9 protein-coding genes are annotated in these 18871 nt (G+C 40.6%); 8 read left to right on the top strand and 1 reads right to left on the bottom strand.

All coding sequences use genetic code 11. The annotated features are described in order from the left end of the window. Nucleotides 1–118 precede the first annotated feature (118 nt). Complete coding sequence (locus JWR61_RS15965; RefSeq protein WP_301928746.1) at nucleotides 119–2200, bottom strand: beta-galactosidase; 2082 nt, start codon at nucleotides 2198–2200, stop codon at nucleotides 119–121. Between the two features lie 48 nt (nucleotides 2201–2248). On the opposite strand from JWR61_RS15965, the gene JWR61_RS15960 reads away from it, so the two are divergent. The 8 genes from JWR61_RS15960 (at nucleotide 2249) to JWR61_RS15925 (ending at nucleotide 18861) form a co-directional block, all read left to right on the top strand. Next, on the top strand, nucleotides 2249–2383 hold the full coding sequence (locus tag JWR61_RS15960) for a hypothetical protein (protein WP_301928745.1): 135 nt from the start codon (nucleotides 2249–2251) through the stop codon (nucleotides 2381–2383). A gap of 169 nt (nucleotides 2384–2552) precedes the next feature. Further along, a complete protein-coding gene (locus tag JWR61_RS15955) occupies nucleotides 2553–4895 on the top strand; it encodes an ATP-binding protein (RefSeq protein ID WP_301928744.1) in 2343 nt (780 codons plus the stop codon). A gap of 216 nt (nucleotides 4896–5111) precedes the next feature. Beyond that, on the top strand, nucleotides 5112–5633 hold the full coding sequence (locus JWR61_RS15950; RefSeq protein WP_301928743.1) for a nuclear transport factor 2 family protein: 522 nt from the start codon (nucleotides 5112–5114) through the stop codon (nucleotides 5631–5633). Between the two features lie 119 nt (nucleotides 5634–5752). After that, nucleotides 5753–6892, top strand: a complete 1140-nt coding sequence (locus tag JWR61_RS15945) for an FIST signal transduction protein (protein WP_301928742.1) — start codon at nucleotides 5753–5755, stop codon at nucleotides 6890–6892. 89 nt (nucleotides 6893–6981) lie between these two features. Then, on the top strand, nucleotides 6982–12537 hold the full coding sequence (locus JWR61_RS15940) for a sensor histidine kinase (protein WP_301928741.1): 5556 nt from the start codon (nucleotides 6982–6984) through the stop codon (nucleotides 12535–12537). Nucleotides 12538–12541: 4 nt separating this feature from the next. Continuing rightward, nucleotides 12542–14536, top strand: a complete 1995-nt coding sequence (locus tag JWR61_RS15935) for an ATP-binding protein (protein ID WP_301928740.1) — start codon at nucleotides 12542–12544, stop codon at nucleotides 14534–14536. A gap of 244 nt (nucleotides 14537–14780) precedes the next feature. Continuing rightward, the gene (locus JWR61_RS15930; RefSeq protein ID WP_301928739.1) at nucleotides 14781–16787 is read left to right on the top strand and encodes an ATP-binding protein; all 2007 of its coding nucleotides are present in this window, start codon (nucleotides 14781–14783) and stop codon (nucleotides 16785–16787) included. 4 nt (nucleotides 16788–16791) lie between these two features. After that, complete coding sequence (locus JWR61_RS15925; RefSeq protein WP_301928738.1) at nucleotides 16792–18861, top strand: ATP-binding protein; 2070 nt, start codon at nucleotides 16792–16794, stop codon at nucleotides 18859–18861. Nucleotides 18862–18871 lie beyond the last annotated feature (10 nt).

Below are 18871 nucleotides of genomic sequence, written 5' to 3'. Positions count from 1 at the left end.
ACGGGTTGACAAGTTTGCTTCGCCCTATTGGTGTTAAGGGATCTTTTATTGTTTTGATAATTTGGTTAAAGCGCTGTGCAAAAAGATCACCCCCGGTTTAAACCCATTATTTTTACACTTATTTCTCCTCAATAATCAATGCGCCCCAGGGTTCCAGTTGCTGCTGGCTGTCTTTTACTATTGCTTTATCACCAATCAATTCTTTACCATCCGGATAAGGATATTTAAGACTGATTGCAGTGGCGGAATAATTAAAGTAATAATGAATCAGTTTGCCCCTTTCATTCATCCCGGATTTTGTTATTACCGGAAAGGACAATTGCTGATCTGTTCCCCACAAGCCGGCTTTTTTTGCCGCATCTTCCATTATTTTATTGGTAACCGCTGTACTTGTCATGCAGCCTATGTAAGTGGCTAACCCTTTACCATAGCTATTTTCAGTAATGGCTGCATATTTGCCCCATACCGGGTGATCATAATAAGCCAGCACTTTTGCCGATGTGGGTGTAATCAATTCCATCCAGGTGCTTACTTTATTATTTTCTTTTCCAACATTAAACGGATCGCCTTTTAAACTAACATTTTGGGGGATGGTAAACTGGCTGTAACTGATACCACAAGCTTCATTGATAATACCTGGTTGAAGTGTTGTGCGCACCTTTACATTCTGATCGGAAAAGCCGCTTTTAAATGTATACACAATGTGACCACCGTTTTTCACAAAGCGGTTTAAATGCTGCAATAAACTATCGGGTGCCGCATACAATGCCGGTACAATAAGCAGTTTGTAATCGTCTATATTTTTGCTGGAAGGATCAACAAAATCCACCCCGATATTCATGCGGTACAACGCATCATATAATGGGCGCAGGATATCATTGTAACCTTCCCTTGATCCCCATCCAAAGCCAAACCACTTAAATGCGGTAAGGGCTTCATTGCTGAAGAGAATGGCGACCTTATTTGTCTTTTTCAGGTTTACCAGGTGCGGACTCAGTTTCTCAAAACTGTTGCCGATGGTTTTTGCTTCATCATAGGTTGGGTTGGGTTCAAAATCGTGACTTAACAATCCCTTCCAGTAAGTTTCGGCTGCATTGTGAATGGAATGCCAGTGCCAGTACTCTACCATGTTTGCGCCGGATGCCAGGTGGCTAAAAGCTTGCAATCTTAACTGACCTGGATAAGGTACCCATTGCGGAAAACCCTGCGCTTCTGTTTCAATTACAAAATAATTTTTCCCCGCCTTCATTGAACGGGCCATATCGCCGCCAAAAGATATTTCGGTTCCGGTAAGAGCATCCTGTGTTGGATGGTAGATATCTATGCCTGCAATATCCGTTGCTTTGGCTGCAGCAAAATGATCTACATCCGGCTGAACACCGTAAGAATAACCCCGCCATTCAAGATCGAAATTTTGTGTGATAAACTGGCCCGGATGTTTGTATTCCTTTACAATAGCTGCCTGCCAGCCAAGATAATCTGTTACCAACTTACGTTGAAACTTAGCGAATTCAGCACCCAGGCTTGCGTTGATGGTGCCGGTGGCAGATGGAAAATCATCCCAGTTATTGATCCGGTTGCTCCAGTAATCCAATCCAAAAGCTTTGTTTAAACTATCCAGTGATTTGTATTTTTCCTTCATGTATAAAACAAAAAGCTGCTGCACATTTGGCCCGGCTGTGTTATAAGCCTTGGTTTCATTGTCTATCTGGTAGCCAATGATAGCCGGATGATCTTTTACATGCTCCATAATTTTCCTGATGATGCGCTCTGCATAAAAACGAAAATTTGTATTGGTGATATCCATGTTTTGCCGGGCTCCGTATTGGTTTTGCCCCGATGGGGTTATTGCCAATACCGCAGGATATTTTTTTACCAGCCAGGTAGGAATGGCATAAGTGGGCGTACCAATAAATACACTGATACCCGCCTTGTACATGGCGTTCAGCACACGATCGATGTGGGAGAAATCGTACACACCATCCTGTGGCTCCACGGTGCTCCAGGTAGATTCTGCTATCCGCACAACATTTATTCCCGCCGCTTTCATCATCTGGATATCGTTGTCAAGCCTTTCGTACGGCATATATTCATCGTAATAAGCAACACCAAAAAGCAGCTTATTTGTTTTAATACTTTGTGCTGATAATAATGCTGTGGAGAAGAGTAATAGAAAAAAAGAAACTATTTTATTTTTCATTTTTCGTGCTGGATTTTAATAAGCTGATATTTGAAAATTTGATTGATTATGAAAATAACTGTTTTTGATTACTTGAAAAGCAATGGCATCAACGGTTATGATATCCGGTCGTATGGTAAATTATGTAAGGCAAGCAAGGCAACAGTTATTTTTACATTGAATGTAAAGATGACTAAAAATTGATTGGAAACAGCTTCACTGATTTATTATTTTACCAACTTCATTTAAAATTAATTACCATCTGCAGAGGCCTGCAATCCTGCATTTTTGGTTCCACCGTTTGTAGCTTGTTTGGGCATTTGTTTTCCTGCTTCAGTAATCTTTATTATCTTTTACCAGCAATTAACTGAATATGAAAAAAATACCCGGCTTGCTGCTGCTTATACTTTGTTCAATTTCAATACAGGCGCAATACCAGGTGCGTTTTATTTTAAAGGAAAAAACAGCCATTCATCACGACAGTATTTATATCACAGGTACTTTCAGCAACTGGGATTCAACTGACAATAAAGAATTCCTGTTATTGCCCCTGGCAGCCAGCGAAAAATCAATCACATTGAATTTAAAAGCTGGTATCATCAAATATAAATTTCACAGGGGCAGCTGGTTGACTGTAGAGAAACAAGATAATGGCGACGAGGTGCCGGATCGTACGGTCACTATTAATCAAAATACTAGGTTAACAGATAGCGTACTAAGATGGCGTGATCAGATGTTTGTTGATAAATGGTATGCACTTGCCAAAGAAAAGGAAGATACCGGCCGGATAAAAATATTAGCCTCGATTGCATACGCTTATGGATTTTATAACGAATATTTCAATGCTGATTCTGCCTTGATGTATGCCCAGGAAGCACTTCAGTTACAGCAAAAAGTAATGGCTTCTTCAAACAATAAGTTATCGTACCGTTCAGACTATACAATCCAGTTGATCACACTTCAGGAGGTAGTTGCTTCACTCATGCACTCTTTTGGAAATTATCCAAAAGCATTGGAGTTAAGACTGGAAAATTTAAAACTGGCAGAAAAGGAAACTGATAAATTTTTACTTGTAGGCACCACCCAGAGTATTACCAATGATTATCTTGCGATGAAAGATTATCAGCATGTATTGAGTTATGCTAAATCAGCAGATTCAATTCTAAGCAAATTAAACCCTGCTGACCCAAGGTTTCCATCCAGCAGATGGAATACAAATTTTAGCATTGTTACTGCCTTTTATAACCTGCAGCTACCGGATGCTGCTTTACCCTATGCAAATCAAATGAAAATGATAAAAGGGTTGGCTTTCCCAGAGGCATACCAGGCCTCAGCCAACAGGTTACTTGGAGATATTTATGCTGCAAAAGGAGAAGATAAAACAGCACTGGACTTTTACAGATCGGCTATTCCGTATAATGTTGATTATTGGGTAGCGCCCGCCAATGTAGGGATGGCAAAATTATTTCAAAAAGCAGGCCGCCTGGATTCGGCGTTGCTGTACGCCAGGAAAGCGTTGACGTTTTATCAAACGCAAAAAATAACTGTTCAGTCATGGGGTGAAAATTCTAATTATTTTATTGCAGAAATAAGCCCGCTCATTGCCGATCTATACAACGCAAACGGGCAGCTGGACAGTGCTTATAAATACCTCCATCTGTCTGTAATATTAAAAGACAGCCTGTACAATTCGGGGAAAGTAAGACAATTTCAAACCCTCTCTTTCAATGAATCGTCCCGCCGCCAGCAACTGGAACAGCAGCGTAAAGAAGCACAGGCGCAATACCAGACAAAAATAAAAATGTATGGGTTAATTACGGCAATGGCTGTATTTCTGCTCGTGGCCTTTGTTTTATTCAGAAATAACAAACAAAAACAAAAAGCCAATACCATCCTGCAATCGCAAAAGCAGGAAATAGAAACCACGCTCGGCGAATTAAGGAATACGCAAAAGCAGCTGATACAATCTGAAAAGATGGCTTCGCTTGGCGAACTCACCGCAGGCATTGCGCATGAAATTCAAAACCCGTTAAACTTTGTAAACAATTTTTCTGAAGTAAATAGGGAGCTGATCAGCGAAATGAAAGAAGCCATTAACCGTGGTAATTATGAAGAAGTAAAAAACATTGCCAATGACATTGAACAGAATGAAGAAAAAATAAATCATCATGGCAGGCGTGCGGATGGCATTGTGAAAGGTATGCTGCAACACAGCCGCACAAGCAACGCAATAAAAGAACCTACAGATATCAATAAGCTGGCGGATGAATACATGCGCCTCTCCTACCACGGCCTTCGTGCAAAAGACAAGTCTTTCAATGCAATATTGAAAACGGATTTTAATGATACAATCGGCAACATCAACATCATTCCGCAGGACATCGGCAGGGTAATCTTAAATTTAATCACCAATGCTTTTTACGCAGTAGATGAGAAAAAAAAATCAGGAATTGAAAACTATGAGCCGACTGTTTTGATAAGCACAAAAAAGAAAAATGATTATGTAGAGGTTGCTGTGAAAGACAACGGCAACGGTATCTCGCAAAAAATAGTAGACAAAATCTTTCAGCCATTTTTTACAACAAAACCCACCGGACAAGGTACAGGATTAGGGCTGAGTTTAAGTTATGACATAATAAAAGCGCATAGTGGTGAGATAAAAGTACAAACCAAAGAAAACGAAGGCACTGTATTCACGATTAAATTACCAGTTTAGCGCATGATGAAAAAACGCTTCTGTCGCAGTCTTTTTTTGCGTCAGTCAGTTTACAGAACAGTGTAAAGTTTGAACATTTGGGAGGCTGCAATACCACCCGGGCCAGAACAAGACGAGTCAGAACTCAAAAAATATAATTAACTTTCTCTACCCTTTATAAAGCCGGTGCAAAATACGCATCATCACTTCATTGTCATTTAATATAAAAACCAACACATGAAACCAGCTTTACGCAAGCCTGTAATTACCATTGCTTTTATTACTTTACTTTTTGCAGCCTGTAGTAACAATAAACCAAACACAGCAAGCGATGAAATGCAGGTTGCGGCTATGCTCGACTCGTTTAATGTTGCCGCAGCAAAAGCTGACTACAATAAATACTTTAATTACTATACCGGTGACGCCATATTTACCGGTACCGATGCTACAGAGCGCTGGGATAAAAAATCTTTTATGGCCTGGGCCAAACCTATTTTTGATAAAGGTCACGCCTGGAATTTTACTGCACTGGAGCGTCATATTTATTTTGATAAAACCGGCAGCCTTGCCTGGTTTGATGAATTGTTAAATACACAAATGAAAATCTGTCGTGGCTCCGGCGTGCTCATAAAACAGGGCAAAGATTGGAAAGTACAGCAGTACATTTTATCTACCACCATTCCCAATGAGCAGTTAGATAGCATAGTAAAAATCAAAACGCCACCGGAAGATGCAATCATTAAAAAGCTGTCAAAATAATATGGATGCTTGTTGTAATCGTTTAAAACTTAATCAAGGATAGCCGATAAGCATTCATTCCGCCACCTTTAGCCAGGTAGCATTAAAACAAAAATCACTCCTTCAAAATAAACATCCAGATGCAGGCAAAATCAATTAAAGGAAAATCACCAGGCGAAATTGAGGCTGCTTTAGAACAAAGCATGGCCGATGGTTTTAAACCAACGCTGGCCATTGTCTTTCTGTCGATCACCCAGGATAGAAAGGCCATCACCGGGGTATTGGATAACGTAGGACTGCAGGTTTTCGGCGTAACCAGCAACGGAGAATTTACTGATGAAACGCCTGAAAAGCAATCAACTGTTGTGCTGCTGATGGATATGAAGCGGTCAAATTTTCAGATACTGCATGCTGATTACAACACTACTAATTTCAGACAGGTGGCAGTTTCCCTCGCTTCGAAAACGCTGGAAAATATTTCCAACCCGGCTTTTTTAGTCGGGGGAAGTAATGCCAATACCGATGCAGAAGCTTTGCTAAAGGGCTTTGAAGAAGCCGTGGGGGCACATGTGGAGGTTTACGGCGGCATGGCCGGTGATGACATTACGTTTACAGAACAGTTTGTTTTCAGCAACGACTGGGAAAGCAATAAAGGGATGATTGTTCTGGCACTCGATGCTGATAATGTAACGATAAAAGGCAGGGCCACCTGTGGATGGAGGGCAGTCGGCACTTTAAAAACAGTCACAAAAAGTGAAGGCAATCATGTGTATACAGTGGATGATGTGCCGGTGCTTGACCTCACGGCAAGATATGGTGGCATAGAAAATGTTACGCCGGACAATCCGCAATTATTACTGGAGATAGCAGCCAATTTGCCCATGCAATTACAACGGGAAAACGGAGATCCCGTAATGCGGCCCGGCCTGGTGGTAGACTGGAATGACCATTCCTTCTATTGCAGCGGATCGGTACCGCAGGGATCAAAAGTGCGTTTTTCACTGCCGCCGGATTTTGATGTAATAGAAAAAGTAATTAGTGAAACAGCCAATATTAAAGCCACCGATATGCCGGAAGCGGATGCTGTAATTGTATTTAGTTGCGCAGGCCGCTTGCTGTCTTTCGGGCCACTCATTAATCAGGAGCTGGAAGGTATAAAAAATGTGTGGAATACGCCAATGGCCGGTATGTTCAGCAATGCAGAACTGGCAAGGGCAACAGGCGGTAAACTGGAAATGCACAATGCTACCACCTGTGTTGTCGCCCTAAAAGAGAAATAAAATTTTATGCACCCAACTGCAGTGTTGCTATTAAGCTTCGGTTGCGTCGCACACTTGTACTGAATAACATTGCTGAACAAAAACCTACAATGAACCAGCATCTTCAACACATACTACAATTTATTGAGCAGAACAATAACATGACTGCGGAGGAAAAAAATGCACTCCTGAAATCAATAAAAGATGCAGATAAGGAATTTGAAATAACTGCTTTTAAACTTGACCGAACGGAAAAAGTAAAAAAGACGACAGCCATTCTTTTGGAAGAAACAATTGAAGAACTGGAGCACAAGCAAAGGGCTGTGGAAGCACAAAACAGGGAATTGGAAATTGAAGCATCGCTGGAACGGGTGCGGACAATTGCAATGGGAATGAGCACACCCGAAGACTTGTTAAATATCAGCCAGGCGAATTATAAAGAACTAACTAAACTGGGTTTTTCTGAAATAAGAAACTCGCTGATTGGTATATTTCACGATGATAAAAATTATTTTACTGACTATGATTATTCTGATTTTTCGGGCGGCAGCATTACCAACATTCCATACAATAAAAATTCAATTATCGACAAGTCGGTACAACAAATGAAGAGTGCCACCGATGCATTCACGGAATTTATTGTAGAAGGAACAGAGCTGGAAGAGTGGAAAGCATTCAGAAAACAAAATGGTGAATATGAAGATACCAGGCTGAAAGATACCAGTGCACTATACTATTATTTTTATTCCATTGAACAGGGCAATGTGGGCATATCCACTTTTAAAAAAATCAGTGAAGAACAGCTCAATATCCTGAAACGTTTCCGCAATGTATTTGACCTGGCGTATAAAAGGTATACGGACATTACCACTGCAGCGGCACAGGCAAGAGAGGCAGAGATAGAGTTGGCACTCGAAAGAGTAAGGGCAAGAACAATGGCCATGCAGCACAGTGATGAACTGGCCGATGCGTCTCTGCTGTTGGACAGCCAGGTAAGGATGCTCGGTATTAAAACCAGGGGATGTGGGTTTAATATCTATGGTGATAAAGAATCGACTGAATGGTTCAGTTCCGAAATGGGTACCATGCCAACCTATAAAACACCCAGGGAAGGTGTCTTTCTTCGTTATTACAAAGAAGGGCAGACAGGAAAATCAATGTACATTGAAACATTCACCGGCGAAGCCTGCGCTGCTCATTACAAATACTTATGTACGCTGCCGGTTTTGGGTGATGGGCTGAGAAAGTTAACGGAAAGCGGCGGCTCTTTTCCTGTTCAACAAATAGATCATGTAACCTATTTTAAATATGGTTACCTGCTGTTTATTACTTTGGAGCCGGCACCTGATGCCCATGATATTTTTATTCGTTTTGCAAAAGTCTTCGAACAAACCTATACCCGTTTTCTTGATCTGCAAAAAGCAGAGGCTCAGGCAAAAGAAGCAATGATAGAAGCGGCGCTGGAAAGTGTGCGGTCTGCTTCGCTGGCCATGCATCAATCCAATCAGTTAAAAACGGTGGCCTCGGTTATGTTTAAAAAATGGACGGAACTAGGCCTTAATTTAAGCGGCGCATTCATTTTTCTTTTTGATAGAAAAACCCGGGATATACAATTATGGATTGCTACCACAACCTTGTCAGAACCCGGCGAAATAAATATCCCTTTCACACCCGCTATTAGCAAAAACGCAATATTTAATGATTTGCTGAAGGTGATGGAAAACGGCGAATTAATCTTTAACCGGGTATATGCCGGCAAAGACAAGAACGATTATTTTCGCTACGTAGCGGAACATAATACTTTTCCCCCGGAGCTAAAAGATTTTCATCATCAAGCCAAATCGTGGACAACTTCCCTGGCCGGTGAGAAGCATGCTGCCGTGGGTTTTGACAGCTGGGATGAGCAGCTTGCCACAGCAGAAGATTTCCAGGTTCTAAAAAGATTTTCAAAAGTATTTGAGCAGGCTTACGTTCGTTTTCTTGATCTGCAAAAAGCAGAGGAGCAGGCAAGGGAATCGCAGATTCAACTGGCCCTGGAAAGAGTGCGTGCAAGAACAATGGCCATGCAGCACAGCGATGAACTTACCGAAGCAGCTAATCTTTTATTCAGGCAGGTACAGACTTTGGGTATACCTGTTTGGAGTTGCGGCTTCAACATCTGGCAAAAAAATGAAAAGGTATGTATCGGCTGGATGAGTACCAAAGATGAGTTACAACCTCCGTTTACAATACCCCTTACAGAAAGCCCTACTTTCCAACGATTTTACCAATCAAAACAATTAAATGAAGAATTCTATACCGAAGAGGTTAAAGACGATGCGCTGGAAGCACACTATAGGTACATGAGAAGTCTTCCCGGTTTTGAAAGGATCATGCAGCAGCATATGGACGGCGGTTTTAAACTTCCCCAGTCACAGGTAAACAACGTCGCCAACTTTGCACAGGGGAATTTAATCTTTATCACCTGCGGGCAGGTGCCATGGGCCTGGGATATTTTTAAACGTTTTGCAGGTGTATTCGAACAAACCTATACCCGTTTTCTTGATCTGCAAAAAGCAGAAGCGCAGGCAAGGGAAGCTGAAATAGAATTGGCATTGGAAAGGGTGCGGGCAAGAACGATGGCGATGCAAAAAAGTGACGAGTTAGCACAAGTAGCATCGTTGCTTTTTGCCCAGGTAATAACGCTGGGTATTAATTGCTATAGTAGCGGGTTTACAGTTTGGGAAAACGAAAATACGGAATTGATATCGTGGATGTGCAATGCCGATGGCTCTGTTAACCCGCCTTTTAAAATGCCTGCGTTTGACATTGAGTGGCACAAACAGCAATTTCAATCCTGGAAAAATCAGGAAGAATATATCATTCATGATTTTACAGGCAACGAAATGCAGGAGTTTTACCGCTATCTAAGATCTTTTCCATTACTAGACGAAGCCTTCAAAAAATCTGAGGCGGCAGGGGTGCAAACGCCTGTACGGCAGGTGCACAATGCATTCAATTTTTCTCATGGTAATTTGCTTTTTATTACTTTGCAGCCATCTCCTGAATCTTATACTATTTTCAAACGGTTTGCAAAAGTGTTTGAACAAACTTACACCCGCTTTCTTGATCTTCAAAGAGCCGAGGCACAGGCAAGGGAAGCACAGATCGAAGCATCACTGGAAAGAGTAAGGTCAAGAAGCATGGCCATGCATCAAAGTGCTGAACTGACAGATGTAGCCAATGTCTTATTTCAGCAGCTAAGAAATTTGGGCGGCAATTTGTGGGGCTGCGGATTTGTATTATGCAAGCCGGCATCGGATGATGATGAAGTTTGGTTTGCCAATGAAAACGGTGTACTTCCGCCCATTGCTATTCCCCATACAAAGGATGCTACGCATAAAAAAATGTACGAAGGCTGGAAAAACAAAATGGATTTATGTAAAAACACCCTCGAAGGCAAGGCATTGAATGATCATTATGACTATATGCTTTCAGTTCCGTCAGTTAAGACGTTTTTTGAAAACATACTTGCTTCCGGTCTTTCATTTCCAACAAGGCAAACATGGCATGCCGCATATTTCAAATATGGATATGTGCTAACGATTACGTTGGAGGAATATCCTGATGAACAGGTTTTTATAAGATTTGCCAAAGTATTCGAGCAGGCTTACACACGCTTCCTCGACCTCCAAAAAGCAGAAGCACAAACCAGAGAAGCAGAAATAGAATTGGCATTGGAAAGAGTGCGGGCAAGAACAATGGCGATGCAACATAGCGATGAATTGCAGGCCGCTTCACTGCTGCTCTTCCGGCAAGTTGAGTCGTTGGGTTTACCCCCTCTTGCATGTGGTTTTAATATCTGGGACGATGACCGAAAAGCCGCAACCGCATGGATGGGGTCCATCAGTGGTCTTCTGCCACCCTTTAAAACCGACAGTTCAAAAGATGTGTACCAGAAGATTTATGAAGCTGCGCAAACCGGCAAGCCTTTGTTTGTGATAGAGCAAAGTGGAAAGGAACTGGAAGTCCATTACCAGTATCTGGCTACAATCCCAACCTTCAGGGAAGTAATCATGGAAAACTGGCGGCGGGATGGAGTTCCCATTCCAACTTTTCAGATCATTCATTGTGTTTATTTTACGCATGGATATCTCATGTTTATTTCATTTGAGCGGGTAGCTGCTTACTATGAAATTTTCAAGCGTTTTGCCAAAGTTTTTGAACAAACCTATACCCGTTTTCTTGATTTGCAGAAAGCAGAATCACAGGCAAGGGAAGCACAGATAGAAGGAGCTTTGGAAAAAGTAAGGAGCCGGACGCTGGCCATGCAAAAAAGTGATGAGCTGGCAGAAACCGCAGCCGTGTTATTTCAGCAACTGATTGCCCTCGGCATTGAACCAAATCGCTTATACATTTCCATTGTGAAGGATGAAAATGGGGCATCAGAATTTTGGATAACAGATGAAGACGGCACTAAAATAAGTACGGCCTTTAAAGCCAACCTGAATGATAATGTATCCTTTGCTAAAATGTTTGAAGGCTGGAAGCAGCAAAAAAAATCTTTGGTGATTAATATGCAGGGCGATGAATTGCAAAATTATTTCAGGCACCTGACCAGCCTGGGTGTACCATTTAAAAATGGGCTTTCTCAAAAAAGAAGAGTGCAGGATATTGCTTATTTCAGTAAAGGATTTATTGGTATAGCATCACCAGATGATCAGCCAAAGGAAACCCTGCAATTACTGGAACGTTTTGCAGCCGTGTTCAATCTAACTTTTACCCGTTTCAACGATTTACAAATTGCAGAAGCACATGCCCTGCAGGCTGAAGAAGACTTAATAGTGATTAAAGACGCGAGGCAAAAAGCAGAAGCAGCGTTAACTGAACTGCAGGCCACCCAAAAGCAATTGATCCAATCAGAAAAAATGGCTAGTCTCGGCGAACTCACCGCAGGCATAGCACATGAGATACAAAACCCGTTAAACTTCGTGAACAACTTTAGCGAAGTAAGTAAAGAGTTACTGGGGGAAATGAGAGAAGCCATGGACAAGGGGGATGCCGAAGAAGCAAAGGAAATCATGAATGATTTGATTCAGAATTTAGAAAAAATAAATCACCATGGCAAACGTGCTGATGGCATTGTAAAAGGAATGCTGCAACATAGCCGCAGCAGCAGCAGTCACAAAGAGCCCACCGACATCAATGCGTTGGCGGATGAATATTTACGGTTGGCGTACCATGGTTTGCGTGCAAAAGACAAATCATTTAACGCCACATTAAAAACGAATTATGATGATGCAATTGGTACCATTAATATCGTTCCTCAGGATATTGGAAGAGTGATATTAAATTTAATTTCCAACGCATTTTACGCAGTAAATGAAAAGAATCAGTCGCTTGTTGCAAACCCTGCAGCAGTTAAATATGAACCCACCGTTTCAGTCAGTACAAAAAAAATAAATGATCAAATTGAAATCAGCGTGGCCGATAATGGAAACGGAATTCCTTCGCCGGTAAAAGACAAAATATTTCAGCCATTCTTTACTACAAAACCCACCGGCCAGGGAACAGGTTTAGGTTTATCGTTGGTCTATGATATTGTAAAAGCACATGGTGGTGAACTAAGGGTAAAAACGAACGAAAATGAAGGGGCTGAATTCCTGGTTCAATTACCGGCAAACTAAAAACATGAAAAAAATTATTCTTTTTATTGTATTTATTTTCTTCCTGAATAGTTTCGGCTATGGCCAGAAGAATAATACCTCATCCTACCAAACCATTGACTTAAAACAGGAACTTGAAAAAGCCGGCACCGATACCAGCCGGGCACTTATCTGGGCCGGACTTAGTTACGAGTATGCCTATTCTGACTTTGATTCTTCTTTATTGTATGCAGAAAAAGCCTTAAAACTTTCTGAAAAAATTGACTTCGCCAGGGGAAAAGCAAATGCATTGATTGGATTTGGAAATCTTTACCTGCGGCAGGGTAATTATCCTGAAGCGCTGCAATACGCATTTAAGGCACTGGAACTAAGTGAAAAATTTCACTTCAAAAGAGAAAAGGCGATCAGCCTTTTGGAACTGGGCTATACCTACCAGGATTTATCAGACTATACCCTTTCCCTTGCCTTTTCACTAAAGGCAAGAGCATTATTCAAAGGAAATTCCTGGGGCGGCTACAATGTAGAAAATGAAATTGCCATCACCAATACCTATATGGCTACCAATAAAAAAGACAGCGCTTTGTTATGTATGCAAAACCTATATAATGACACCCAAAATAAAAAGACACTGGCGATCATACTGGAGGTATTGGGCAACATTCATACAAGTCTCGGCAACTATACTACTGCAAAAGAATACCTGCAGCGGGCCATTTCAATTGATACCAAAGACAATGATCTATATAGCCTTATCTGGGCCAATAACAGTACGGCAAAATTATATAAGGCACTCAATCAGCCTGACTCTACCATTTACTACGCAATAAAGGGACAAACCCTTGCTGAAAACATACAATTGAATGAAGGCATCCTAATCAACAGCCTCCTGCTTGCAACGGAATTTGAAACCAGAGATGTGGCGAAGGCGCTCTATTACCGAAAAATATATGAGGCGATGTACATTAAAATGTATGGGCAGGACAAGATAATAGCCCTGCAAAAAACACTAGCCGAACAACAGGAAAGAGAAAGACAGGCTACGGAAAACATAAAGGCTAACGAGATCAGGTTAAAACAATTTGGTTTTACAGGTGGCGTGGCCATTCTTCTTTTGGCGGCGTTATTATTATACAGAAACAACAGGCTAAAGCAAAAAGCCAACAAGGTATTAGAGAAAACCCTCCGTGACTTAAAAGATACACAATCGCAACTGATACAATCAGAGAAAATGGCAAGCCTGGGAGAACTTACCGCAGGCATTGCACACGAGATACAAAACCCGTTAAACTTTGTCAATAATTTTAGTGAAGTAAATACAGAATTAATTGAGGAATTGAAATGTGAAAAATTAAAAGTGAATAATGAAAGAGATGAGCAGTTAGAAAATGAATTATTAAATGATATTGCAGAAAATTCAAAAAAAATAAATCATCACGGTAAACGTGCCGAAGCTATTGTAAAAGGAATGCTCCAGCACAGTCGCACCAGCAGCAGGCAAAAAGAGCTTACCAGCATCAATGCTTTGGCTGATGAATACCTCCGCCTCTCCTATCACGGCCTTCGTGCAAAAGACAAATCGTTTAACGTGGTGTTACAAACGGATTTTGATGAAAGTATTGGTAACATCAATATCATTCCGCAAGATATAGGAAGAGTGTTATTGAATTTATATAACAATGCATTTTATGCCGTGAACGAAAAGCAAAAAGCGGAAAGCTTAAAGCCTAAAGCAGAAGGCAACACCTATGAACCTGTAGTAACTGTAACAACCCAAAGAACTGGCGCTCCTTTAGGTGATGGGGGTAAAGTTTTGATCTCTGTGAAAGACAATGGTAACGGCATCCCTCAAAAAATAGTCGATAAAATATTTCAGCCATTCTTCACTACAAAACCGACAGGGCAAGGAACAGGGCTGGGTCTAAGTTTGTGCTATGACATTATAAAAGCACATGGAGGAGAAATAAAAGTAGAAACAAAAGAAGGAGAACGAACGGTATTTATAATGCAATTGCCCATTTAGCTAAATACAAATTGGTGAGCTATGCTAAGCATATATATGGTACTTGCGTTGCTTCGCACTTTTGTATGCTTAGCTTAACAATGAACAGAAAGCACAAGCGGGTGACACAACAACAGATGATTAGGTAACTGATGCTGGTAACAAAATAAATTGGATTATGCTATTATGAAAGCAATGGTAGTTAGATAATATTGGGAACGAATAAAGGATTAGGGTATAATATTTACAAGTCAATTTTTAATTAATGCATAAAACGCTTAAGATAGTATCAGTAACAATTTTCTGGATCCTATTTATTTTTAATTGCCAGGCACAAAAACAAGGTCTTACCGGCGTTCAGCTAAAATTGTCTAGCCTTTCGGAACCGATGCAGCAATTCAACTTTATCAGGAACGAACTTGAACATTCCAACAACACTTCTAACGATGTTGATTCTTCATTGTGCATACAATTGCTCAGCATTGCGCAGCAATTAAAAAGCGATTCTTTGTTGGCCATTAGCTATAACTGGATCGGTGCTTACTTTGCTTTCAGTAAAGCCGATTATATTTCCGGACTTGAATACTTTTTCAAAGGCATTCCGCTGGCGGAAAAAGCAAAAGATAAGCGACGCCTTAGCTCTTTATATTTTGATATAAGCCTTGTGTACAGCGAATTTAAAAATTATCAGGCTGAGTATGACTACACGATCAAAGGTGGTGAGAACCTGCCCGATCAATCGTCGCCGCTGTATAATTTTATGTTGATACAATATCAGAATAACCTCTGTAGTTACTATCTTGATATTAACAAAGCCGACTCGGCTTTACATTACGCCAGGTTAAGTATTGAAACCTCAGGTAAACTTGGTATTGCCTTGTATGACATGGCCTCCATTTGTTTAACAGGAGCTGCTTATGCCCTGGCCAATGATACCGCTAATGCCGACAGTGCTTTTACAAAAGCACTAAGTATACTACCTAATATAAAACTAAGCTCTTTAAGGGCGCTTTTTTATGACACCTATATCAAGTATTTAATACAGGCTTCCCGGCTTAAGCAAGCTGCATCATTTTGCCGCCAGTTTATTAATCTGGGCAATACGGCTAACAGCAACGCTGTGCGGTTAAAGGCAGTTGTTTACCTGCAACAGATTTTTGATACACTGCATCAAACAGACAGTGCCTATTATTATTCCAGGCAGGAGTCGAAAATAAATGCAGCGATTTTTAGCGAGAGTAATATAAACAGGTTACAGGCATTGTCTTTCCATGAAAAGTTACGCAATATTGAAGCGATGGAACAGCAGACCGCTTATAACAACCGGATGAAGGAATACATCATGGGGGTTTGTTTATTTTTCTTTGTAGTGGTTGGGATATTTCTTTACCGGAACAACCGCCAAAAACATACTGCAAATATTGTGTTGCAGGAACAAAAGCAAAAAGTAGAAAACACATTAACTGAATTAAAATCTACCCAGGCACAGCTTATCCAATCAGAAAAAATGGCGAGCCTTGGCGAACTCACGGCCGGCATTGCACACGAAATACAAAACCCGTTAAACTTCGTCAACAACTTTAGTGAGATTAACACAGAGCTGCTGATGGAGTTGAAAGAAGAAGCAGATAAAGGAAACACCGAAGAAGTGAAAGCCATTGCAAATGATGTGATAGACAATTCAGAAAAAATCACCCATCACGGCAAGCGTGCAGATGCCATTGTAAAAGGTATGTTGCAACATTCCAGGCAAACCTCCGGTACAAAAGAGCCCACAGATATTAACGCCCTGGCAGATGAATACCTGCGGCTGAGTTATCATGGCCTAAGGGCTAAAGACAAATTATTTAACGCCATGCTCAATACTAGTTACGATCTAACCATCGGCAACATAAATATCATTCCGCAGGATGTTGGAAGAGTACTGCTGAACCTGTTTAACAATGCATTTTATGCCGTAGCTGAAAAGCAAAAGACTGCAAGCAGTGAGTACCAGCCAACAGTTTCCATCAGCACTAAAAAGAATGGTAGCACAATTGAACTAACGGTTTGCGACAATGGCAATGGGATACCTGCAGGCATTAAAGAAAAGATCTTTCAGCCATTCTTTACTACCAAGCCGACAGGGCAAGGCACCGGGTTAGGGTTGAGTTTAAGTTATGATATTGTGAAAGCGCATGGAGGAGAAATAAAAGTCGGCACAAAATCCGCCAGGCCCGGTACGGACGAGGAAGGAGAAGGAACAGTGTTTATTATTCAGTTACCAATTTAATTTTATGAAGATAGTTAGAGGCATGATAGTTTTTCTATTGCTCCCATTTATTTCGCCAGCGCAAAATTCTCGATTTTTTGATAGTTTACATTATGCGTTGCTAAATACTACCAATGATACCGTGAAAATGGATATCTATAGACAAATGGGGTTTTATCAGCAAGAAGGTAAAGTAGATAGTGCCTTGTTTTATCATGAAAAGCAATTGTCATTCGCAAAGAAGCTAAACTTACAATTATACGAAGCAGATGCTTATGAACAAATTGCGTATGTAAAATCGTGGCAGGGTGATGTATCCTCTGCTTTGAAATTTTACTATAAGGCTGTGAAGCTGGCAGATAATCCAACATCTTCGGAAAACGGTTGGGGATATTCCAAATTTTCTTACTCAAACAATCCCGACGATGCCAGGCTTTCTATCCTTGGGATGATTCATTTTGAGCTTTCAAGATTATATACTTCATTAAAGCTATACAAAACTGCACGATCCCAGCTGAACGAAGCATTTGACATTGGTAAAAAATTACAGAATAAAAAAATATTATCGCTCACTACAAGAAATATCGGGGCGTTATTTTTTAAAAACAATCAGTCGGATTCCGCCTTTAAATATTATCAACTGGCATTATTATATAGTCAAAATTCACCTTATGCAAGAGGGCTGGTTGATATCTATAAATTTATTGGCCTCTATTACGAAAACCAGCATCAATATGATTCAACCAAGGAATACTTTACAAAATCAGCTAACGCCGGTATTGTTAGCAATCAGCTCATAGGGCTAAGTGGTGTTTATCTGGAGTACGGGAAATTATATTTGAAAAATAATCAGCCAGATTCAGCTTTATATTACACGCTAAAATGTGTGGCTTTAGCACAGTCTATTCCAAATGAGTCTCTTGTCGCAAAGGGATATACCCAACTTTCACTAATTTATGAATTACAAAAGAATACTTTAGCCGCATTGGATTATCTAAAAAAGGGGAAGTTCTTAAGTGATAGTATTAACGATGCCTCCGTTAGTAAAATCACCCAATTTCAGAATGTTGATTTTGAAGAACAAACAAGGCTAAATAAAATCGTGGAAGAACAAGCGGGTTTTCAAAACAAATTAATACTGATTGGCTTATTTGGATCGCTGGTTATTTTTATTCTGCTTGCTATATTTCAAAACAGAAATAGTCGTCAAAGACAAAAAGCTAATGCTATTTTAGAAAAAACCTTACGTGATTTAAGATCCACGCAATCCCAACTTATTCAGTCCGAAAAGATGGCATCCCTTGGCGAACTCACCGCTGGCATTGCACATGAAATTCAAAACCCGTTAAACTTCGTTAATAATTTTAGTGAAGTTAATAAAGAACTGCTGGAAGAGCTGAAAGCCGAACGCTTAAAACCTAAAGCAGATGGTGATTTGCAAAATGAGTTAATCAATGATATCATATCAAATGAAGAAAAAATAAACCACCATGGCAAAAGAGCCGATGCTATTGTAAAAGGAATGCTGCAACACTCAGGAAGCAGCAGTGGTATAAAAGATCCCACAGATATTAATGCTTTGTGTGATGAATATCTACGCCTCTCCTATCATGGGCTTCGTGCAAAAGACAAATCCTTCAATGCTACATTAAAAACTGATTTTGATGAAACGATTGATAACATCAACATCATTCCGCAGGATATTGGAAGAGTGTTGTTAAACTTAATCAACAATGCTTTTTATGCTGTGAACGAAAAGCAAAAAGCGGAAAGCTTAAAGCAGAAAGCAGAAAGCAAAGTCTACGAACCTGTAGTCACCTTAACAACCCGAAGACTCGGCGCCCCTTCAGGGTCCGCCCGTACAGGGTCGGATGGGAATAAGAGCAAAGTTTTGATAACCATAAAAGACAATGGTATCGGCATCCCTCAAAAAATAGTAGATAAAATTTTTCAACCGTTCTTTACAACAAAACCAACGGGCCAGGGAACGGGTTTGGGTTTATCATTGGCGTATGATATTGTGAAGGCCCATGGCGGAGAGTTAAAGGTAAAGACAAGAGAGGGAGAAGAAACAACATTTATCATAACACTCTAAAGTCAGTATA

It is taken from the genome of Ferruginibacter sp. (genome assembly GCF_028288465.1).
Lineage (GTDB): Bacteria > Bacteroidota > Bacteroidia > Chitinophagales > Chitinophagaceae > Ferruginibacter.
Note: the sequence above shows the minus strand (reverse complement) of the source record. Positions and strands in the feature narration are given on the sequence as shown.